Annotated in this window: 11 protein-coding genes and 3 pseudogenes; 6 read left to right on the top strand and 8 right to left on the bottom strand. The window is 71.6% G+C overall.

The window, feature by feature from the left end; genetic code table 11:
• Nucleotides 1-72 precede the first annotated feature (72 nt).
• Both WBK50_RS32545 and WBK50_RS32550 read left to right on the top strand, forming a co-directional pair.
• Nucleotides 73-804 carry a glycosyltransferase family 2 protein gene (locus WBK50_RS32545; RefSeq protein WP_341339581.1) on the top strand — a complete coding sequence of 244 codons (732 nt, stop codon included), beginning with the start codon at nucleotides 73-75 and terminating at the stop codon, nucleotides 802-804.
• Nucleotides 804-1,289, top strand: coding sequence for a DUF2304 domain-containing protein (locus WBK50_RS32550; protein ID WP_341339208.1), 486 nt, complete (start codon nucleotides 804-806; stop codon nucleotides 1,287-1,289). The genes WBK50_RS32545 and WBK50_RS32550 overlap by 1 nt, the downstream gene beginning before the upstream one ends.
• Here WBK50_RS32550 and WBK50_RS32555 read toward each other — a convergent pair.
• The 3 genes from WBK50_RS32555 to WBK50_RS32565 are packed head-to-tail and all read right to left on the bottom strand — an operon-like array spanning nucleotide 1,259 to nucleotide 5,563.
• Nucleotides 1,259-2,269 (bottom strand): glycosyltransferase family 2 protein, encoded by a 1,011-nt coding sequence (locus WBK50_RS32555; RefSeq protein WP_341339209.1) that lies wholly within the window; start codon nucleotides 2,267-2,269, stop codon nucleotides 1,259-1,261. The genes WBK50_RS32550 and WBK50_RS32555 overlap by 31 nt on opposite strands.
• Nucleotides 2,266-3,552, bottom strand: a complete 1,287-nt coding sequence (locus WBK50_RS32560) for a hypothetical protein (protein ID WP_341339210.1) — start codon at nucleotides 3,550-3,552, stop codon at nucleotides 2,266-2,268. Before WBK50_RS32560 ends, WBK50_RS32555 begins: the two co-directional genes overlap by 4 nt.
• 31 nt (nucleotides 3,553-3,583) lie before the next feature.
• Nucleotides 3,584-5,563, bottom strand: coding sequence for a DUF6541 family protein (locus tag WBK50_RS32565; protein ID WP_341339211.1), 1,980 nt, complete (start codon nucleotides 5,561-5,563; stop codon nucleotides 3,584-3,586).
• A 337-nt stretch (nucleotides 5,564-5,900) separates the two neighbouring features.
• Here WBK50_RS32565 and glf point away from each other — a divergent pair.
• Together glf and WBK50_RS32575 are read left to right on the top strand one after the other, a co-directional pair.
• Nucleotides 5,901-7,092: pseudogene (gene glf, locus WBK50_RS32570) on the top strand (UDP-galactopyranose mutase).
• A 134-nt stretch (nucleotides 7,093-7,226) separates the two neighbouring features.
• Nucleotides 7,227-9,215, top strand: a complete 1,989-nt coding sequence (locus tag WBK50_RS32575; protein WP_341339212.1) for a glycosyltransferase — start codon at nucleotides 7,227-7,229, stop codon at nucleotides 9,213-9,215.
• Here the strand turns inward: WBK50_RS32575 and WBK50_RS35535 are convergent.
• From WBK50_RS35535 to WBK50_RS32590, 4 genes and pseudogenes are all read right to left on the bottom strand, one after another.
• A complete protein-coding gene (locus WBK50_RS35535) occupies nucleotides 9,212-9,601 on the bottom strand; it encodes an arabinosyltransferase C-terminal domain-containing protein (RefSeq protein WP_445942418.1) in 390 nt (129 codons plus the stop codon). The genes WBK50_RS32575 and WBK50_RS35535 overlap by 4 nt on opposite strands.
• A 703-nt stretch (nucleotides 9,602-10,304) precedes the next feature.
• Nucleotides 10,305-12,278: pseudogene (locus WBK50_RS32580) on the bottom strand (arabinosyltransferase domain-containing protein); the annotation flags it as partial.
• Nucleotides 12,279-12,329: 51 nt separating this feature from the next.
• Nucleotides 12,330-12,647, bottom strand: coding sequence for a hypothetical protein (locus tag WBK50_RS32585; protein ID WP_341339582.1), 318 nt, complete (start codon nucleotides 12,645-12,647; stop codon nucleotides 12,330-12,332).
• A 370-nt stretch (nucleotides 12,648-13,017) separates the two neighbouring features.
• A pseudogene (locus tag WBK50_RS32590) lies at nucleotides 13,018-14,424 on the bottom strand (glycosyltransferase); the annotation flags it as partial.
• 95 nt (nucleotides 14,425-14,519) lie between these two features.
• On the opposite strand from WBK50_RS32590, the gene WBK50_RS32595 reads away from it, so the two are divergent.
• A complete protein-coding gene (locus tag WBK50_RS32595) occupies nucleotides 14,520-16,313 on the top strand; it encodes a hypothetical protein (RefSeq protein ID WP_341339214.1) in 1,794 nt (597 codons plus the stop codon).
• Between the two features lie 18 nt (nucleotides 16,314-16,331).
• Here the strand turns inward: WBK50_RS32595 and WBK50_RS32600 are convergent, their stop codons facing one another.
• On the bottom strand, nucleotides 16,332-19,535 hold the full coding sequence (locus WBK50_RS32600) for an arabinosyltransferase domain-containing protein (RefSeq protein ID WP_341339215.1): 3,204 nt from the start codon (nucleotides 19,533-19,535) through the stop codon (nucleotides 16,332-16,334).
• Nucleotides 19,536-19,771: 236 nt separating this feature from the next.
• Here WBK50_RS32600 and WBK50_RS32605 point away from each other — a divergent pair, with 236 nt between their 5' ends.
• The gene (locus WBK50_RS32605) at nucleotides 19,772-21,433 is read left to right on the top strand and encodes an acyltransferase family protein (protein ID WP_341339216.1); all 1,662 of its coding nucleotides are present in this window, start codon (nucleotides 19,772-19,774) and stop codon (nucleotides 21,431-21,433) included.
• Nucleotides 21,434-21,501 lie beyond the last annotated feature (68 nt).

Below are 21,501 nucleotides of genomic sequence, written 5' to 3' on the forward strand. Positions count from 1 at the left end.
GGCGCAAAGATCATGACCACCGAGAATCTGGAGCGCAGGCACGTGGTCGTCCCGTCGTCCCCTGCGGCTGGGATGCCGTCTGCACAGGTGCCTCCCACGGCTCGGTTGCTGGTGGTCCTGCCCGCTCTGAACGAGCAGGAATCCGTCGCGCGAGTGATCAACGAGGTCCATGCCGCGTGTCCCGGTGTGGATGTCCTGGTGGTCGACGACGGTTCGACGGACCTGACGGCGGAGCGCGCTGAGCGTTCCGGCGCGATGGTGATGCGGCTACCGTTCAATCTCGGGGTCGGAGGAGCGATGCGAGCGGCGTACCGCTACGCCGTATCCGCCGGCTTCACCTCGGTGATCCAGGTCGACGCCGACGGTCAGCACGATCCGCGCGAGATCGCGCACCTCATGGCCGTCGAAGGCTGTGACGTGGTGATCGGCGCACGGTTTGCCGGCCGCGGGCAGTACGCCGTCCGTGGGCCCCGTCGGTGGGCCATGCGCTTGCTCTCCGCGGTGCTCAGCAGCATCGTCCGGAGCCCGATCAGCGACCCGACTTCTGGGTTCCGACTCGTGCACGGTCGGGCGCTGGCACTGTTCGCCGAGCACTATCCGGAGGAGTACCTCGGGGACACGGTCGAGTCCCTGGTAATCGCGCACCGCGCGGGTATGCGAATCGCGCAGGTTCCCGTCGTGATGCGCCGCCGTGAGACCGGTGTCGCGAGCACGAACCCGATTCGCTCCGCCGTCTACCTGCTCCGTGTCGTCGTGGCGATCGGGCTGGCGCTCGTCCGACGTCGTCCCGAGAGTGTCGGCTGATGCCCAGCATCAGACTGACGATCTTCTCGGTCGTCGTGGCGATCGCGGCACTCGTGTTCGTCGTCGAGATGCTTCGGCGGCGCCGGCTGCGTGAGAAGTACGCCGTGATCTGGGTGATCATCTCGATCGGCACGTTGGTCGTCGCGATCTTCCCGGGGTTGCTGGGCGGTATCGCGCAACTGATCGGCATCCAGACCCCGAGCAACCTGCTGTTCTTCGCCTCGCTGATCGTCTTGTTCGCGGTGTCCCTGCAGCTCTCCCGGGAGGTCGGGCTGCTCGAGGAGCAGAGCCGTCGCCTCGCCGAGGAGGTCGGTGCACTACGGCTCCGGCTGGGCGCGGTTGAGAGCACCCTCGCGAGCCGCGCCGAAGCGCCCGCCACGGCGGCCCCCGCGGTCACGGATGCGGCCGAGCCGGGCGAGGTGTCGTCGGCCGCCGAGTTTCCGACGGCCAAGGGTCAGAGCAGCCGCCGCACCGCCCCCCAGTAGGCCCGGAAGAACACGTTCGCCACCGGAGTGACCGGGCCGAACGCCTGCGCGTCCAGCTCCGGAGTCAGGCGCAGCATCCATTCCGAGTCGGGCCGCAGCTTCTCGGCCTGCACCGCCCGGCGCCGCTCCGCGACGTGTGCGCGGTGATGCCACATCCACACCCATCCGCGGAGCTTCCCGGCGCCCCAGCCCGAGGCCAGCGCGTAGACAAGCAGCAGCACCTCGGTCGCCAGCAGCACCGGTGCGAGCACGAGCAGGGAGCGTCGTCCCCAGAGGGTGGCCAGCATCTGCAGGCGGTTACGTTCCAGCAGATACATCTTGTGCGCGTTGCGGGAGAACTCGTAATGGTGCAGCGCGACCGCGGTGGGGACACAACGTGCCGAGAGGCCTAGGCGCCAGCAACGCAGGCTGAGCTCTGTGTCCTCGAGGTAGGCGAAGTATTCCTCGTCGAAGCCACCCAACTCGGTCCAGAGCGCCCGTCGTAGCAGAAGGCAGGCCCCGCTCGCACCCGTCACGTCGAAGGGCTCGGTGCGTCGTTCCGGCATGTTCATCTCGCCGGCCCAGGAGAGGCCGACGAGATGCACGGGATTCCCCGCGCTGTTGAGCAGGTCGGGAGAGTCCGCGAGTCGGATGCTCGCCATCACGGGGCCGACGCTCTCGTCTTCGGCCTCGGCCGCCAGCAGCTCGAGGGCGTCCGGCGCGACGATGCAGTCCGAGTTCACCAGGGCGAGGAAATCGGTCTCCAGCTTTTCGGCACCCAGGTTGCAGCCACCGGCGAATCCGGTGTTCGTTCCCGGGACGACAATCTCCACTCGGGGGTCCGGTCCGACGGCGTCGAGGTCCGCCGGGCGGCAGCCGTTGTCCACCAGGACGACCCGCACGTCGACCCCGGTCGAGGCGAGGACGGCGTCTATGCAGTCGGCCAGGTACGGCTCGTCCTGCCAGGCCAGGACGACGACTCCGACGGTCGGCAGGCTCACGGCTTCGCTCCTGTCGTGGGTTCTTCGGGGGTTTCGGCCGGTCGACGGCGCACTATCGTCAGGACTATCAGCACGACGATGGCGCCGATCAGTTGCCCCAATGTGGCCGCAGTCAGTGGTGGCACCAGCAGCAGCCCCAGGAGGACCAAGACCCCGAGCCCGGCGATCCAGGCGGCCGCCGCGGCAGCGGGCCGACGCGCGGCGACCAGGTGTGTCTGACCGATCTGCGCCCCGGCGCCCACGACCGTCGACACCGCGAGCAGGCCGAGCACCCAGAGGGGTGGGGTGACCGTCGCGCCGAAAACCAGGTGCGACACGAACGGCACGAGCACTACGCCCACGAGCACCCAGACGACGCCGGCACCGATCATCAAGAGGCCGAGGCGTCGCGTCGTCCGGCGGACGGCTGCGTCGTCGCCGGTGCTGACCATCGCGGTGAAGGCGGGCAGCAGCAGGGCCTGGACGGACGGGAACAGCAGCACCGGCGCGCGTAGCAGCACCGCCACTGTCACGAACCCGGCTGCCAGTGCGGGCTGGTCCGTGAGCCGGGACGTGACGAGGACGGGCGCCAGGTTCCAGACGCCCTGTCCAGCGAGAAGCAGAGCGGCGGACCAGTAGACGCCACCCCGTGCTCCGGAGCCCGGATCCACGAGGTCCGCCGTCGTCGGAGTGGCCGCTTTCGGGCTACGGACCTGGCTCGCGGCGCGGCCCAGAACCGCAGCGGCGACGAGTGGCGCGGCGGCGAGCGCGGCGATCCACGCTGTCGTCTCGGACACCCCGTTGACTGCGAGTAACACCGCCGCGACAAGACCGGCCGCGGACTCGAGCCAGAATGTGCTCGCGTAGAGACCGTAGCAACGGTGTCCGGCCAGCGGCCCCCGCAAAAGGTAGGAAGCGGCCATAGCGACTGCACCGGTCGCGAGGAGCCCTGCCGCCCCGGTTCCGGAACCCAGCGCTTTGCTCAGGAGCGGGGTGCTGCCGCCGACGAGCACCAGCGCCCCGGCTAGTAGCACCAGCGTGTGTCGGACGGACGCGCGGCGGGCCGGGCCGTCGGTCCTGCCGAACACGTCCGCCTCGGCGACCGCTCGCGTCGTCTCTAGTTCGACGGCGGAGAAGAGCCCGCGGCCGAACGTGTTGACCAGAAGGTAAAACGAGCTCAGCGCTGCAAAACCCGCCGGGTCCAGATTGCGCGCCGCGATCGCGAGCACGAGGTAGTTCGATCCTGCGAGCGCGATTTGGCTGCTTGCGACCTGAGCGGCGGTTCCGGTCGTCCGGCGGTTCATAGCAATGGTTTCGGATTTACTTTCGTGACCATCAGCCATTATGGGCCGCCGGCTCACCTATCTCGTAGATGCGAGCGTCGTTGTTTTCGAATACGAGTCGGAGCGATGTGGCTGCCTCGATGTTCTGCATCCCGGGAGCATGCCCCCTCGCCGGTCCGATGAAGCCGTCGCACACGATCACGTAGCGAATCCCTAGCTGTTTCACGGCCCCTTGCACCGCCGGCATCGTGTCGATCTGGTCAAACGAATCGAAGAGGACCCGACGTTCGGTAGCCATCGTGACGAGCTCTTGGGGGGCGATAACCGGCGAGGCGAAAACCGGTCGGACATCGTCAAGTGCCCACATCAGCGCAGACCCGTCATAGGAGTCGTTCATCACCAATTGGCCCTTCGGCACCAGTCGGGCAAGCTGCTCGAAGGCGAGACGCTCCTCGGTGCTGACCGTCGGACCGTCCGTGAATGCCGCCGCCAACCTGGTTTGGTTGCGTTCCTGGTACAGGCCGCCGGTCACGGTCCAGATTCCGATAAAGAGAACCGCCAGAACTGCACTGGAGACGACGAGATGTCCTCGGCTTCCTGGGGCGACGGGACGAAACCTGCTCCGGCTGAGAAGGTTGAGTACCCCGTCATGGATCTCGACCGCTCCGGCACCGGCTAAGAATAGCGCCGCTACTGACCAGAGAGCGGCGAACCGCCATCGATCGTTCCACCAGGCGCGGGTCAGGAGGCTGACGATCTCACCCTCGTAGGCAGCCGCCAACACGAACAGTCCGCCGAAGAAGATGCCGGCGACGACCAGCCAGATCATCGGGCGGATGACGCGGCGACTGACCAGCCCGACAGCTACGAGGAGCACGAGCCAGTACTGAGGAAAGCGCTGATCATGGGAGAGGAAGAAGAGTTGCCCCAGCGCGTCCGCCGGGCTGAATACGGCCGGCCAGTCGTAATCGGCGCTCGATGAGGCGCCGAACGAGGCCAGGAGCAGGGGCAGGCCGAGCAGGCCGGCGGCCGCGACGGTCACGACCACGGCCGTGAGATCCCGGATGCTCGGCCGCCGCTGAAGCCAGGTCTGGATCACGAGGGCCACGCCGCAGATCACCACTGCCACCGCAACGCTCGGATGCAGTGCCAGGAGTCCGATCCCGCCGAGACCGAGCGCGATCGGCAGCACGATCGAGTACTGCTCGCGGCGAAGGATCGTGGCGGCGATGGCGAGGAACGCAGCCATCAGCGTCAGCGCCGTGATGAAGGGGAGGAGTGTTCCCCACGGCAGTAGGTCCCACGGGAACGCCGTGAAGGCGCATGACAGCACCGCGGTGGCGAACGCGAAGGCGGGTCGGCCGCCGCAGCTTCGGATCAATGCCACCGCACCGACCGCGAGCATCGGGACGAACAGCGCGACGCCGGTGGTGATGACCGTCGGTACGTCGGCGCCCGTCACCATGACGACAGTCGCCGCGAGCACGTGAAAGGCGTTGGGGTAGTAGTAGGAGGCGACGACGGGATCGTTGAGATTGCGAAGGGCGTCAGGGTTGGACTGCCCGGAGTCTGCGATGTAGCGGATCGCGTTCGAGTGGAACACCGAGTCCCACACCTGAGGTACCGCGGTGAACTCACGCGTCGCCTGAACAGTGACGACGAACCCGACGGCTGCGGCAAGGAGGACTGCTGCCGCGATTCCGGCGTGATGGGTTGCAGCCCAGTGGTTCGGGCTGCGATCGACTACCGGGGCGGCTGACCGGTCGCGGTGAACCCGACGAACTCCGAGTCGCGCCCCCGCGACGACCGCGGAGAAGGCGAGGCTGACCGCGGCGAAGGCGGCGGGGGACCACAAGATTCCGATCGCCGGGAGTACCGGTCCCGCGGCCCCGACGATCCCGTAGGTGAGGAGCGGCGCAGTGGCAGCGGCGAGCCAGCCTCGGAGCCCGAACGCTGCTGCGGTCAGCAACCCGGGCAGCACGAGCATCAGCAGCGAGACAACGAGGACGACGAGAGCCGTGGTCGCGGGCATCGATGTCCTCTCGTCTGACGGACACGGAACTGTCCAGCACGGACGTGCGTGTAGTGACTGATGCTCCGCACCGCGGCAACGTACTGCGCGAGACGAGGAGAACCGCTCCGATGGAGCCGCATGCTATCCGTGCAGCGGGCGGCACCCGGACGTGACGTGCCTGTAGGCATCCCCGAGCACCCCATCGGCGCCGGCCGGATGCCAGCGTCGGAAGGTTGCCTGGACGACGGCCACGTCCGGAAATGCAGGAACGCTGCAGCTCACGCCGCGCCATCCCTCCCGGCGTTCGTCCGTCCCCGTGCGGGTGACGCCTGACGCATCGCTACCCTCGACCCCCGTGGACTACGCAGGGTTCGATCTGGTCGTCGTCGGCTCCGGGTTCTTCGGGCTGACCGTCGCCGAACGCGCGGCGGCCGAGCTGGACAAGAAGGTCCTCGTCCTGGACCGGCGCTCGCACATCGGCGGCAACGCCTACTCCGAAGCCGAGCCCGAGACCGGCATCGAGATCCACCGCTACGGCGCGCACCTCTTCCACACCTCCAACGAACGGGTCTGGAAGTACGTCAACCGGTTCACCGACTTCACCGGCTACCAGCACCGGGTGTTCGCCCGGGTCGGCGAGCAGGTCTACACGTTCCCGATGAACCTGGCGCTGATCAACCAGTTCTTCGGCAAGTCCCACACCCCGGACGAGGCCCGCGCCCTGATCGCGGAGCAGGCCCGCGAGGTCGAGACCAGCGAGGCGTCGAACCTCGAGGAGAAGGCGATCTCGCTGATCGGCCGCCCGCTCTACGAGGCCTTCGTCAAGGGCTACACCGCGAAGCAGTGGCAGACGGACCCGACGAAGCTCGCGGCGTCCATCATCAGCCGGCTCCCGGTCCGCTACACCTTCGACAACCGCTACTTCAACGACACCTACGAGGGTCTGCCGGTCGACGGCTACACCGCGTGGCTGGAGAAGATGGCGGACCACCCCAACATCACGGTCCAGCTCGACGTCGACTACTTCGACGTCCGGGACCAGCTCCCCCGGCGTCCCGACCGTCTACACCGGGCCCCTGGACCGCTACTTCGACTTCGCCGAGGGCGAGCTCTCCTGGCGCACGCTGGACTTCGAGACCGAGGTCCGCCGCGACACCGGTGACTTCCAGGGCACCCCCGTCATGAACTACAACGACCAGGACGTCCCGTTCACCCGGATCCACGAGTTCCGCCACTTCCACCCCGAGCGGGACTACCCGAAGGACAAGACGGTGATCGTCCGCGAGTACTCCCGCTTCGCCGAGTTCGGCGACGAGCCGTACTACCCGGTCGGCACCCCGGAGGACCGGGCGAAGCTGGAGCGGTACCGGGAGCTGGCGCGCAAGGAGACCGCGGACCGCAACATCCTGTTCGGCGGTCGTCTGGGCACCTACAAGTACCTGGACATGCACATGGCGATCGGGTCGGCGCTGACGATGTTCGACAACCGGATCACGCCGTTCTTCACCGACGGCAAGGCGCTGTCGGGCACCGAGGCCGAGGACTGATCCGTGACGGCGTCGCATCGCCCGCCTCCCGGACCGGTCTGTCCTCGCCGATACCCTGCTCAGGCCGCAGGAGATGTCACCCGGGCGCGCCGTGCCGCGCCCCGCACCCGTCGAGGACCGAGGCCAAGCTGAAGATGACCACCGCCCCCACCGCCGAGAAGCGCCGCACGTCGGACGAGGCCGCGCAGGCGGACACGCTCCTGCAGCGCGTCATCCTGCCCCGGCCCTCCGACCCGACCGCCGTGCGTGCGCTCTACGTCGACGAACGCGCGGGGGTGAAGCTGGAGCCGACCACGCCGGTGCCGGGCGAGAAGTCCACGCCGATGACCCTGACGGTGTCCGGGACGTCCGGCCGCCGGCTGCGGGTCACGTCCCGTACCTCCGCGGTGGTGCCGGAACAGAGCGAGGTCAGCTTCGGGGCGTACTTCAACGGCCTCGCCGCCGGCTACTGGCGGGCGTGGTCCACGCTCGACGAGGTCCGGCTGCGGCTGCGGCTCGAGGGCGCCGGCCGGGTGGACGTCTACCGCTCCAAGGCGGACGGCTCGCAGATCTACGTGCGGGGCGAGGTCGTGGACCGGCCCGGCGTGCACGATCTGGAGTTCGCGCTGGACCTGCACCCCTTCGAGGACGGCGGCTGGTACTGGTTCGACCTGACGACGGACGCCGGCGAGCTCGTCCTGCACGAGGGCGGCTGGCACGCCCCCACCGCGGCGCCCGGCCGCGCCGCCGTCGCCGTCGGGATGCCCACGTTCAACCGCCCCGCGGACTGCGTCGCGACGCTCGCCGCGATCGGTGAGGACCCGGCGGTGCTCGCCGCCGTCACCGCGGTGATCCTGCCGGACCAGGGCACGAAGAAGGTCCGGGACCAGGCGGGGTACGAGCAGGCCGCGGCCGTCCTCGGGGACAAGCTGCGGATCATCGACCAGCCCAACCTCGGCGGCTCCGGCGGCTACGCCCGGGTGATGTACGAGGCGCTCGGGTCGACGGACTGCGAGCAGATCCTCTACATGGACGACGACATCCTGCTCGAGCCGGACTCGATCCTGCGGGCCGTCGCCTTCTCCCGGTTCGCCCGAGAGCCGATGCTGGTCGGCGGGCAGATGCTGTCGCTGCAGGCCCGTTCGCAGCTCTCGACCATGGGCGAGGTCGTCGACCGCAACCAGTTCCTGTGGCGGGTCGCGCCGGACACCCACCCGCACCACGACCTGGCCGAGCAGACCCTGCGCCAGACGCCCTGGCTGCACCACCGCGTGGACGTGGACTACAACGCCTGGTGGATGTGCCTGATCCCGCGGGCCGTCGCCGAGGACCTGGGCCTGCCGCTGCCGCTGTTCATCAAGTGGGACGACGCCGAGTACGGACTGCGCGCCCGCAGCCGCGGCTATCGCACGGCCACCGTCCCCGGGATCGCGATCTGGCACATGTCCTTCATCGAGAAGGACGACTCGAGCGACTGGCAGGCCTACTTCCACTACCGGAACCGGTTCGTGGCCGCCGCGTTGCACGGCCCGGACGACCCGAAGGCCATGCTGCTCGAGACGTTCAAGCGCACGCTGCGGCACCTGATGCTGATGGAGTACTCGGCCGTCGCGCTGCAGATCAAGGCGTTCAAGGACTTCCTGGCCGGGCCGGAGGCGCTGTTCCCGAAGCTGCCCGTCGTGCTCGGGGAGATCCGGGCCGAGCGCGCGGAGTACGACGACGGCCGGCCGCTCAACTCGGCCACCGACGTCCCGCTCGCCGATCTCGACGCGCTGGGCGCCCAGCTCTTCCCGGAGCCTCCCGTCGGCCGGTTGAAGGCCGGTGCGGGCCTCGTGCGCGGGGTCCTCCGGAACCTGAAGGCCGTCGACCCGGCGCACCACGACCGCCCGCAGCGAAATGTGCCCTGGAAGAACGCGCAGTGGTTCGTCCTCGCCGGCCTCGACTCGGCCACCGTCTCCACCCCGGACGGCCGGGGCGTCACGTTCCGCCGCCGGGACCCCGAGATGTTCCGCCGGATGGTGAAGGAGTCCCTCGCGCTGCACCGCGAGGTGGCGCGCGAGTGGCCCACGCTGCGGGAGCGCTACCGGGCCGCGGCACCCACACTGACGAGCCGCGACGGCTGGAAGCACCTCTTCGAGGACTAGCGCCTGTCCTGAGTGGCGGGACCCGTGTCCCGCCACTCAGTGGGCTGCGCCCCCGGGGCGTCCAGGCCGGGAACCCTCGCGTGCCCGTCGGCGGCCGTCCCCCAGCGGGTCTCCTCGGTGATCGTCGGGGTGGCCAGGGTCATCGGAGCGACCGGAGTCCACCGGTAGACCTGCGCGGCATCCCGGGTCGGATCGCCGTCGAGATAGGTCGCCATGCGACGTTCGGCCACGAGCAGGCGGGGGCCGACGAACGGCCCACCGAACCCGGCGGCGTAGGTGATCCCGACCGAGCCGTCGGCCTGCGGGGGGCCGACGCGCCATTGCGGCAGCCCGGCCGTGCCGGGCGGGAACGGCGCCGGGTCGAGGCACGGAAAGAAGAACGCCACGGGCCAGTCCAGGATCGCGTCCGTGCCGGGGGAGGAGCGCGTCCATGCGGGTCAGCCGCGGCACCCGCGGCATCGACGCGATCGCGCCGCCGGGCTCACCGGCGTCGGCACGCCCACTGCCGACCAGCCGGACGAGCTCGGCCCCGCCGGGCGCCATCAGGCGTACATCCCGCGGAGTGGTCCCGGACGCCGGGACGGCCCGCTCGTCGATGACGTTCCCACCCGGACCGCCGAACTCCGCGCGGAGGCCGTCCCCGGGACGCGACCCACCGTCGACGGTCACCACCACGGGCAAGGACCCGTCGCGTTGCGCGGGATCGAGCCGGTACCAGGCCGTGCGGCCGTCGCCGGACACCTCGATTCCAGGCAGCTCGGTCCCTCCGACGTCGACCGGACGAACCGGTGACGCGTCGGGCGACGGAGCCGCCTCGGGCAGCAGGCCTGCTGCCGGGTCCGTCTCGACCGAGAGCCGTTCCTGCAGGGCGCAGGACTTGCCGCCGACGGCCGCAAGGGCATCGGACGCGAGCGTGTAATCGTCCCGGTGAGAGATGCTCGTGCGCGTGAACGTGGCCACGGGCAGCGTCACGCCGACGGCGACGAGCAGCGCACCGACCGTCGCCGGCGACGGCTGCCAGCGGGGCTGGTCCGGCGTCCGCTCCGCCGATGCCCGCCACACCAGCCGGCCGAGCAGGACCGCGAGCAACACGACCCCCGCACCGAGCCAGAGCGTCGCCACGGGGAGCCCGGCCGCCAGGGGCGGGACATCGCTCCAGGTCAGGCCCCACCAGTTCGAGGCGTACGGCCAGATGTTGTACCCGGCCAGCACCAGTGAGCCGACCACGATGAGCGCACCGAGCCCCAGCAGCGCCGGCGACCCCGAGCGGGTGCGTGCCCTCAGCACCGCTCGGGAGCCCACGACGAGCCCGAGCAGCAGCAGGGCGGCACCGACGCCCGCGAGATCACCGAAGTGCTGGGTCCACTTCGTCGGGGTCGCGGTCATGGCGGCCAGGCCGAGCAGGAACGTCACCGCGGTCCGTCGGGCCGGGCCCGTCGCGATCCCGGGGACCCGGCGCGCCGTCGTCCACAGCACGGCTACCGCTGCGAGGATGCCGAGGAGCACCGGGAGCCGCTTGGCGAGCGACCCCTGCATGTCGCCGGGTTCGAGCAGCAGCGCGTACCGCGTGTACTCCTCGTACCAGGGCTGGCCGCCGCCGATGAGGGTCCGGACGCGCGTCGCCTCGAGCATCGAGGCCAGGCTCTGGTCCGACAGCATCAGGAACACCGCCGAGGCGGGAGCCGCGAGCACGACCACGACGAGAGCGATCCGCCCGATCTCGGGCGCGCGGGCCCGCAATGTGCGCAGCACCGGAACGGCAGCGGCCAGGAACGGCGCGAAGGCCATCAGGCCGCCCGGCGTGACGGCGGTCGTCACCGCAGCGATCAGCAGGCCCACCACCAGCGGGAAGAGCCGCCGCGTGGCCACCGTCCGCTCCACCGCGACGACGGTGAGCAGCAGGCCCAGGCTCACCCACGGCTCCGGGCGCAGGCCGACGGTGAACGGCAGGAACCACGCCAGTGCGGCGAGGGCGGCCAGCCACCCGACCCGAGGCCCGGCACCGAGCACGCCGCTGCGCGGAAGCAACCGCGGGACGACGAGACGGGACAGGACACCCCAGCAGAGCAGGGCCAGCAGCACCGACGGCAGCCGCATCCATGCCGTCGAGGGGGAGATGCGCGACCAGGCGAAGTACAGGTCGTAGAACCAGCTGAACGGAGCCTCCGGGGCGTTCAGCCAGCGATAGACGTTGCCGATGAAGCCCGCGCCGGCCCGGTTCCGCACGATGCCGGAGATGTAGCCGTCATCGACCGTGACGGGCCCGACGATCCACCAGAGCGCCATGACCCCGCCGACCACCAGGTCCGGGCCGCCCGGCCGCCACCAGCCCCGGGGGAGCAGCCGGGTACGCGCGCGCCGCTCGCCGCGGGCGAGCAGGACCAGCATGGCGAGCAGGGCGACGACGCCGACCACCGCGATCGCCGTCTTGACCGGGGTGATCGCCGTCTGGAAGCGAGTGTCGGCGGTGAGCCGCACTCCCAGCCCGTCGGCGCTGGGGGCGTCGGTGAACACGCCCGTGACGGCGGGACGCACGTCTCCCGCGCGCTCGACGACAGTGACGCCGTCGACGAGGACCGCCGTCCGCGTGGGATCGGAGGTGATGCCGACCGTGCAGTCCCCGAGGGGCAGGGGTACGGGCTCGAGGTCGACACCACCCGTGGTGATCCGGAGCGCGCCGTCCCGGACGGTCGCGCGCAGCCCGTTCAGCGGGTCGGCGGCGGGGTCCGGGTTCCGCGGCACGGTGCTCAGGGCTGTTCGCTCCACCGGCCCGGCGAGCCCGCGGAGCGCCGCACAGCTCAAGGACGCCTCGAGCCGCACCGGTTGGTACGGCATCAACGGGATCGCCAGCGCCGCCGGCGAGGTGCTCCCCGCAGGCGGCCACGCGTAGTCGACGCGAGGCTGCTGCACGGGCGCGAACGGGAACGCGATGGCCGCGGCCAGCGCGATCAGGCCGAGCACGACGACCAGTCGGCCGCCCCGGGGTGCTGCGGTGCCGGTGGGGGGCCGGAAATCGGTTGTGTCCCAGGTCACCGGGGGCGCGGAGCGGACGGGGGAGACCACCCGGACAGGCTGCCAGGGGGCCGGGGGCCGAGTCTCAGGCGGGGTGTCGCCTCACGACTTCTCGACCCCGTAGAGGCGCGCCCAGTTCTCCCGGCTCGTCAGGGCCGGCTCCGCGTCCTTCCACTGCCGGGCCACGGCGGGCGCCTCCGCGTGGAAGCGGCGCAGCGTTCGGATGCCCCGCTTCGTGAGGTCCCTGAGCTTGGCCTTGTCCCGCTGCCGGATGCGCACACCCGTCTCGGCCATGTCGGTGACGACGGCCTTCTCGAACAACGCGACGTGCCACCAGTGCGCCTCGCCGGCCGGCACCATGCCCGTCCGGTGGACGAACTTGTCCCGCGCGTGGAAGACGGCGCGTTTGGCCCAGGTCATCGAGCTCGTTGGACGGCTCGCCCGGGTCGAGGTGCACTCGGAGGTCGCGGAAGTCGACGTCGATATCGGTGATCGGCACCGCCTTGGTCTCCGGGTAGGCCGACCGGATGCGCCGGATCTCCGCGGCGGCCGCGGCGGACCCGTCCTTCAGGATCCGCGGGCCCTCCATGAAGTCCTCGACGGCCTGCAGCAGCGTTGCGGCCAGCCCGTACTGCATGCCCACGAGGTACTGGGCGAGGAGCTGCGCGATCGTCCGGGAGAGGGTGCGCTCGTCGAACCCGGTCCGCAGGGCGGCGGTGATCAGGCCGTTGCGCTGGTTGAAGTACCGGTGCCACTCGTCCCAGTCCTTCCAGCCGAAGTCGGCGTGCCAGACGCCGGCACCGGGCAGGGCGACCGTCGGGAAGCCGTGCTCGCGGGCGCGGTAGCCGAACTCGATGTCGTCCCACTGGAAGAACAGGGGAAGCGGGTAACCGATCGCGCGCACGATCGACGCCGGGATCAGGCAGGACCACCAGCCGTTGTACTCGGTGTCCACCCGGCGGTCCTGCACCTGCGGCAGTTGGCGCTCGTCGCGGCCCAGGAGGTAGGACTCCTTCACCGCCCCCTCGACCGGGATGCCGACCTTCAGCCGGCTCATGTCCGCGTACTCGGCGCTGATGTGCAGGTGACCCGGGTGCAGCAGGTTGAGCATCTGCCCGCCGACGATCGTCGGCGTGGTGGCATAGGCGGCGAACGCGGTGAGCCGCACCAGGATCTCGGGCTCGAGCAGCACGTCGTCGTCCATCAGCAGGATGTCCTGGTCGTCCTCGGGCGCGCCGGAGGTGGCTTCGAACAGGCCGCGGGTGAAGCCGCCCGCGCCGCCGAGGTTGGGCTGGCGCACGTAGTCCAGCCGGTCCCCGAAGTCCTCGCGGATGGTGGCGAAGCGCTGGCGGGACTCCAGCGGGTCGCTGCCCTGGTCCACGACGCGCACGGTGCCGACGACCTCGAGGGCCTCCGGGTCGTCGAGCATCGCCTGCAGGGTGTCGAGGCACTCCTCGACGCGGTTGTAGGTGCAGATCACGACGCTCGTGGTACGGACCGGGCGCGGCAGCTCTACCGGGTCGGCGGTCCAGCGGACGTCGGAGACGGTGAGCTCACCGGTCTCGGTGGTCAGGTCGAGCCAGAGCCCGCCGCCGTCGAGGAAGCGGTCGACGCTCGCGGTCAGCCGGACCGTCCGGGCCTCGGGCTCGGCCACATCCACTGCCGCGACGACGCGCTCCACCTTGTTGGTGTCCGACGCCAGCAGCCGGACTCGCCCACGCCCGGCGGCCGTGAACTCGACGACGACGTCGCCGACCCGGGTCCAGCGCTGCCAGTACGTGGCGTGCAGCCGGCCGAAGTAGGTGTTCGTGCTGACGTACGAGCCGGGCGTGAGCCGGACGCGGTGGCGCTCGCGTTCCGCGACGCCGGCCCTGACCTCGGCGTAGAGGGCCTCGGGCACCAGAGGCGATGGACCGGCGAACGGTCCGCGCTGCACCACGACCCGACTCGCGCGCCCCGGCTCGTCGACGCGTCGACCGTGTGATGCAGCAATGGCCGAGGGCGGATCGGTGATGCCGGGAGTGCGAAGCATGTGAACGGGATCCTCCGGTCGGACCTCATCGGGACGTGGATGCGCGACGCCATTGTCGGTCAGCGCCCCGGGGCGTCTGGCACGGGTGGGGTACGGGCGACCACGCGCAGACCGCCGGCAACGGTATCCGGTAACTCGTAGAACCTGCGGCCCCGACACCCGCATCGGTCCGAATGACGCCGCCCGAAGGCGGCCCCATAAGATCACGCCTCCCCGAGCCGTTGGAGGGCACGATCAGTACGGCCGTCTCATCGGGTGTGGTGCCCGAGGCGGAGCTTCCCGAGCCTTCCGCCGCCTCCCCCTCCCGGTCGGCTCCTCGCCTCACGGCGGTCCGGGCCTGGAACGTCGGCGTCTGCGTCGCACTCCTCGTCGTCTTCGCCGTCCTGATCTGGAACCGCCGCTGGATGAGCGACGACGGGTTGATCGTCCTGCGCACCGTCCGCAACCTGCTCGCGGGCGACGGCCCGGTGTTCAACGCGGGCGAGCGCGTCGAGTCCAACACCTCGACGCTCTGGACCTACCTGTTGGCGGTGCCCGGCCTGCTCCCCGGGATCTCCCTGAACTGGGCGTCGGTGGTGGCGGGGTTGGTGTTCTCCGTCGCGGGGCTCGGCTTCGCGTTCGACGGGGCGCGCCGCCTGTTCGGCGCCGCCGGCCCCCGTGCCGTCGTACCCCTGGGTGCGCTGGTCGTCGTCGCACTTCCCCCCTTCTGGGACTTCGGGACGTCGGGGCTGGAGACGGGGCTCATCGTCGGCTGGCTCGGCCTGACCTGGTGGCTGCTCGTGCGCCGGCTGGAAGCCTGGCGGCGGGGCGACGGAGCCGGGCGCGATTGGCCGCCGGCCTTCGTCCTCGGCCTCGCCCCGCTCGTCCGGCCGGACCTGGCGCTCTTCGGCGTGATGGCGGCGCTCGCTCTGGTCGTGCTCGAGTATCGCCGGGGATGGCGGCGGATCGTCGGGCTCGCGGTGGTCGCGGCGGCGTTGCCGGCTGCCTACGAGTTCTTCCGGGCCGGGTACTACGGCCTCCTCGTGCCCTCGACCGCGTTGGCGAAGGAGGCGAGCGAGGCCCGTTGGCAGCAGGGCACCTACTACCTGCTGGACCTCCTCGGCACCTACCGGCTCTGGATCCCCGCGGTCGGGCTCGTGCTCGCGGCGGCCCTGCTCGCGGTCCGCGCGCTGACGCGGCGCCGGCAGCCCGGTCCGGAGCTAGCCCTCCGGGGCCGGACCGCCGTCGTGGTCGCCGTCCCGCTGGTCTCCGCTCTACTCCTCGCGGTCTACGTGATCCGCGTCGGCGGGGACTTCATGCACGGCCGGATGCTGCTGCCCGCGCTGTTCTGCCTCGCGATGCCGGTGGCGGCGGTCCCCCTGGGCCGCTGGACCACGCTGCCCGTTCTCGGCACCGCCGCCTGGGCCGTGTTCGGCCTGCTGGCGCTCCGCCCCGCCTACGGCGCGACGCTGGGCCCGAACTGGATCGCCAACGAGCGGCTCTACTACGTCTCACTGCTCGGCAACCCGCACCCGGTCACGGCCGAGGACTACTCCACGCACCCGATGGTGGCCGAGGGGGTTGCGGCGCTGGAGGCGGCGGACGGGCACTCGCTCGCCATCGTCGGCGCGAAACCGGGCGGGGCCGGCTGGTGGGTCTACCCGGGGGAACGGGACTCGCTGGTCTGGCTGAACCTCGGCGTGGCGGGCGAGCTAGCACCGCTGGACGTCCGGGTGCTCGACGGCGTCGGGCTGGTCAACCCCGTTGCCGGACACGCCACGGGGCTCCCGAACGGCCGGATCGGGCACGACAAGGACCTGCTGCCGGAGTGGTTCCTCGCGGACGCCGGAGTCCGCGGCGACACGGGCTTCGTCGGACCCACCTATGTCGCCGACGCCCGCGCGGCGCTGGCGTGCCCCCGGACCGTGGAGATGCTCGCCTCGTATCGGGCGCCGCTCACCGCGGAGCGGTTCCGGGACAACCTCACCGGCTCCGTCGAACGTTCGACGTACCGCTTCTCCCGTGACGCGGCGGAGGCGGCGACCTGTGCGCAGCTCCCCGCTCTGCCCGAGTAGCCGCTCCCGGACCGGCGGCTACTCGCGGTCCGTCGGCGGGTTCGGCGGCGCCGGACCCGCCGGGCCCGGGTTCGCCCAACCCCACATCGTCCTCGTCCCGCGGGTGACATCGGGAGAGCCCGCGCCGGGGACGTACGGCTCCATCAGCCGTAGCTGGCCCCAGTCCCAGTCCCACTGGCCCTGCAGATAGGTGGGGACCACGCGTTCCCGGGCCGTCTGGTCGATCCAGGCCAGCGGCCCGCCCGTCGACGGGAAGCCCCAGTTGTCCCCGACCTCGCGCTGCTGGGTGTCCGCCATGATCCGGTAACCCGGGACCTCGGCGACGCCGCGATGGATGGCGAACGGCCGCAGGCACGGGCTGGCGAACGACGTCGGCCAGTCCAGGTAGCCGGCCTCGCCCCGCACCACGTCGGTGAGCGGGGTCAGCACCGGGACGCGCGGCTGCGCGACCGCGATCCAGCCCTCCGGGCCGAGGGCGCGGTCGTGTGCGACCACCCGGACCCGGTCGGCCGAGGCCGCCGGCGTGCCCGCGAGATCCAGCCGCACGTCGCGCCAGCCGCTGCCGGCGGCGCCGTTGCCCTTCGGGTCCGCCGTGGTGGTGACCGCCCCGGAGGCGGCGCTCGGTGAGATGCTGTCGACCACCGTGTCGTCGGAGTCCCGGGAGAACTCGAGGGTGAGCTCGTTCCCGCCGCCGACCTGCCCGGCGACCCCCAGCACGAGCGGGGCGTCACCGCGCCTCGCGGCGTCCGGCAGCCGGTACCACCCGGTGCGTAGGTCCCCGGTGCCGCCGCCGCCGACCGTCCAGCTGCCCAGCACGGGACCGCCCATCGGGCCGGTGCCGGCGACGCCGGGGTCCCGGTTCCCCTCGCCGTCGCTGTCCCGGAGCGACCCAGGACCGTTCGGCGGGAGCCCGTTCGGCCCGAACCCGTCGACGACGGCGGTTCCGCCCGCCGCCGGGAGCACCCCGGCCTGCGGATCGGTCTCGACGAGCACGTGGCCGGCGAGCCCGCAGCCGTGCCCGGCGGGGTCCGCGACGACGTCCGCCGGCATCGAGTAGCTGCCCGACTGCTTCTGCACGCCCTTGACCAGGGAGAACACCTCGAACAGCACCAGCAGACCGCAGACGACCGCGATCGGTCCCGAGTTGAGGCGGACCGAGGCGGCCCGGCTGCCGGACGGGGTGGCCGGCATCGGGCGCGGGATCGTCGGTCCGTGCAGGTGCTCGAACGCGGCGATCCCGAGCGAGACGACCGCGGCGAGCAGCAGCAGCGACGTCGCCGACACGCCGTTCACCGACACCGGCTTGTCGAACCACGGCACGCCCCAGTTGGAGACGTACCACCAGGTGTTCGGGCCGGTGAACGCCAGCGCGGTCACGGCCAGGACCGCGGCGAGGAACAGAGCCTGGTTGCGGCGCGAGCGCAGCACCCCCGTGCTGGTCGCGACGGCCGCGAGCGCGGCCAGCCCGGCGCCCAGCGCGGCGAACGCGCCGAAGTGGTGCGTCCACTTCGTCGGTGTCAGGGCGAGCACGACGAACGCCAGCAGCGTGCTCCCGATCAGCCGCCGGCTCGCACCGAGCCCGGCGCCCGGGATCCGGCCACGCCGCAGGATCACCACGGCCGAGACGACCAGGCACAGGATCAGCAGCAGCACCGGGAAGCGCCGCATCAGCGAGCCGTCGCGGCTGGCGGTGAACAACAGCTCGTAGCGGTAGAGCTCCTCGTACCAGGCCAGGTTCGGGCCGATCTCCGTGCGGACCCGGGTGGCCTCGGAGACCGCCGCCCAGCTCTGGTCGCCGAAGATCGCGACCAGCACGATCAATCCGGCGCCCGCGAGCGGCGCCAGTACCGCGAGCCAGCCCGCCGTCCGGGCGCGCTGGCCGAACAGCCGCAGCAGCGGCCGCGCCGACGCGAGGAACGGGGCCAGCGCGATCAGCCCGGTCGGTGTCGCGGCCACGGCGAACGCCCCGCTGATCAGGGCCAGCGCGATCGGCATGAGCCGCCGGGTGGCGAGCGCGCGCTCCATCGCGACCAGCGAGAGCAGCGCCGCGATGACGACGACCGGCTCCGGCCGCAGCCCGTTGTCGTAGGGCAGCCAGAAGCAGAGGAAGACCCCCGCCGCGGCCCAGCCCGCCGCGCGGCTGTGGCGGACGTGGGTCCCGAGCCGGGGGAGCAGCCCGCGACTGATCATGAACCACGACGCGACGCCCATCGCGAACGCCGGGATCCGCAGCCAGGCGATCGAGTCGCTGATCCCCGACCACAGCGAGTAGAGCTGGTAGAACCAGCCGAACGGAGCCTCCGGGACGTCGAACCAGCGGTAGTAGTTGCCGATGTAGCCGGAGCTCTCGGCGCCGCGGGTGATGCCCAGGATGTAGCCGTCGTCGGAGGTCATCCCGCCGATGACGACCCACAGCGCGAGCACGGCCACCACCGCCGCGTCGCGCAGGGTGTCGTGCCCGCGCAGGACCGCCGGGAGCCGCCCGGTACGGGGGAGCCGCCGGCCGTCGGCGTCGTCGATGCGCCGCAGGGCCAGCAGGCTGCCGATCAGCGCGAGGACCGCGACCACGCCGGCGGCGACCTTCAATCCGCTCGAGGAGCTGTCGTAGCGGTTGTCGGTCGTGATCCGGACCGAGGTCCCGGAGACCGGGTCGAGCCGCGAGTCCAGGTCCGAGTACACCCCGATCACCTGGGGTCGGCGGTCCCCGTCGAGGATCACCGCCGGTGTCCCGCCGACCTCGACGGTCGTCCGGTCGACGTCGGACGCGACGCCGAGCGTGCAGCCCGCGGGGCCGACAGCCACCTCGGCGACGCGCTCCCCGCGGTCGTCGACCGTCAGCGTCCCGTCGGTCACGCGCACGGTCAGCGCGACGGCGGCTCCGTCCGGGGAGCCGGGGGGCGTCGTCGTGAACACCGTCGCGGGGCCGGGGGACCGGGCGTCGAGGCTCGTGATCGCCGCACAGGGCACGGTCGCGTCGAGCCGTTCCGGGCGCAGCGCGACCAGCGGCGCCGTGACCGGGGCGGTCCCGTTCTCGGCGGTGGGCCAGCTGAGCTCGGCGGTGTTCTGCTGCACGGGCAGGAACGGGGTCGCGATCGCGAGGAGGGCCGCGAGGATGCCGAGGCCCGCAGCGACCCGACGCCGGCCTCTCCGCGTGGGTGGGGCGCCGGGTGCCGGCCCGGTGTCGGACCGTCGATCGGCGTCCACCGTCTCGGGGGTCAGCACGGGGCGAGGCTAGACAACCGTTGCTCACCGTCGCCGGGCGCCTCCGTTGCGTAGGTCCGCTCGAACGAGATCTCAAGGTGGATCGCCCGGTGATACCGAGACTCTGCGTAGTCAACTGGGCTGAACGGGCGCTGTTGAGGGACGCCCGTGACGCTGACACCCGATCGGTCGTTGAGGCGAACGTGACCATCACCGCAGCTCGAATCGCCCCGAAACGCACTGGGGAGCTGCGTGCGTTGACGGGGCTGCGGATCGTCGCGGCGGTGTGGGTCGTCGTCTTCCACTTCCACTTCACGGCCCTTCCGGGGGTGGCCGACGTCGTGGGGGTGTTCGGCCCGTTGATCACCGCGGGTGCGCTCGGGGTGGACCTGTTCTTCGTGCTGAGCGGGTTCGTGATCGCCTACACCTATCTGGAGCAGCTCGGTCCGCGGCTGCGGGCACGGGAGACCGGCCGGTTCGTCTGGGCGCGGGCCTGCCGCATCTGGCCGGCCTATGTGTTGGTGTTCAACCTGTTCGGGATCTGGCTGGTGGCCCGCGCGGTCCTCGGTTCGGACCCGAACATCGCGTTCCAGGGGGTCCAGCCGAAGCTCGGGCTCGGGCAGTGGCTGCAGCAGATGTTCATGGTCCAGCTCTGGGACCAGCCGTTCTTCGACGGGGCGTCGTGGGTCGGCTCCACCTGGTCGATCAGCGCGGAGTGGCTCGCCTACGTGCTGTTCCCGGTGGCCGCGGTGGTGCTGTACCGGCTGCGGAACCTGCCGGTCGTCGTCCTGGCGCTGGGGGCGCTGGGGCTGATGGCGCCGATCGCGCTGGCCTACGTGTCCACCGGCAGCCCGTACTACCCGTGGAGCTGGGTGGTGCGGATCCTGTGCGGCTTCGGCGGAGGAGCGCTGACCTACCTGGTGGTGCGGCGGCTGCGGGCGTCGGACGGGGTCCGGCGGGCGGCGTCCTGGATCGGCACGGCGACGCCCGTGCTGATCGCCGTCGGCCTGCTCGCCGGGGAGCTCGCCGGCCCGGGCCGCGGCGGCGCGGTGATCGTGCTGTTCCCGCTGCTGGTGGGGTCGCTGGCGCTGGCCGATCGGGGGATCGCCCGGCTGCTCTCGACGGAGCGGATGGTGCACGGCGGGCGCATCTCCTACGCGCTCTACCTCGTGCACATCCCGATGTTCGAGGTGTTCTGGCTGGCCCTGCGGCACTTCGGGGGATCCGACGGCGGCGCGGTGCTGGCCGGGAACACGCTGCTGGCGCACGTGGTGGGGATGCTGGTGCTGGTGGCGACGCTGCCGGTCGCGCACCTGCTGTTCGTGGGGGTGGAGGAGCCGGCCCGGCGGCGGCTGAGGGTGCTGGGGAGCGTCCCTCGCCGCGCCGGCTCGGCGGATCCGGTCCTGCACGTCGCGGCGGAGCCGGCCGCAGAGGCGCCGATGGTGGGAGCCGTCCCGAGGCAGGACCGGCCCGTCGGCAACGACGAGGCGCGGCGGGACCCGGAGACGCGGGCGATCCGCGTCGTACGGCAGCCGCTCGCGAAGCAGCCGGTGCGGGACGAGGAGGCCCGACGCGATCCCGAGACCCGGGGCATCCCGATCGCCCGGCCTTCGACCGGGCCGGTCCCGGTGGTCCCCGGCCAGCAGCGCAGCGTGATCCCCGCAGGCGTCCCGGCGGCCGCGCCGGCCGTCTCCCGCGACGACGCTCCGACCGGGGAGCCGGACGTCGCCGCGGGGGCGGTCGGCCGTGCGATCCTCGCGCGCCGGGCCGGGATCGAGCCGCGGACGAAGCTGGCCGCGGACCTCGTCGCCGCCTCCGCCGCTGCCCGGAGCGGCCCGGGCAAGCACCGCCCGGGCCCGGGCCGGGGCAAACGTGGTTGGATCGACTCGCCGCAGTTCGGGGCCCGGCCCACGCCCTGACGAGCCGGGGCGCACCGGTTCCGGGTTCGCGGCACACCCCTGCCGGTCGAGAACGGAACCCCACGAAC

Origin of the sequence: Pseudonocardia sp. T1-2H (genome assembly GCF_038039215.1) — a bacterium.
Lineage (GTDB): Bacteria > Actinomycetota > Actinomycetes > Mycobacteriales > Pseudonocardiaceae > Pseudonocardia.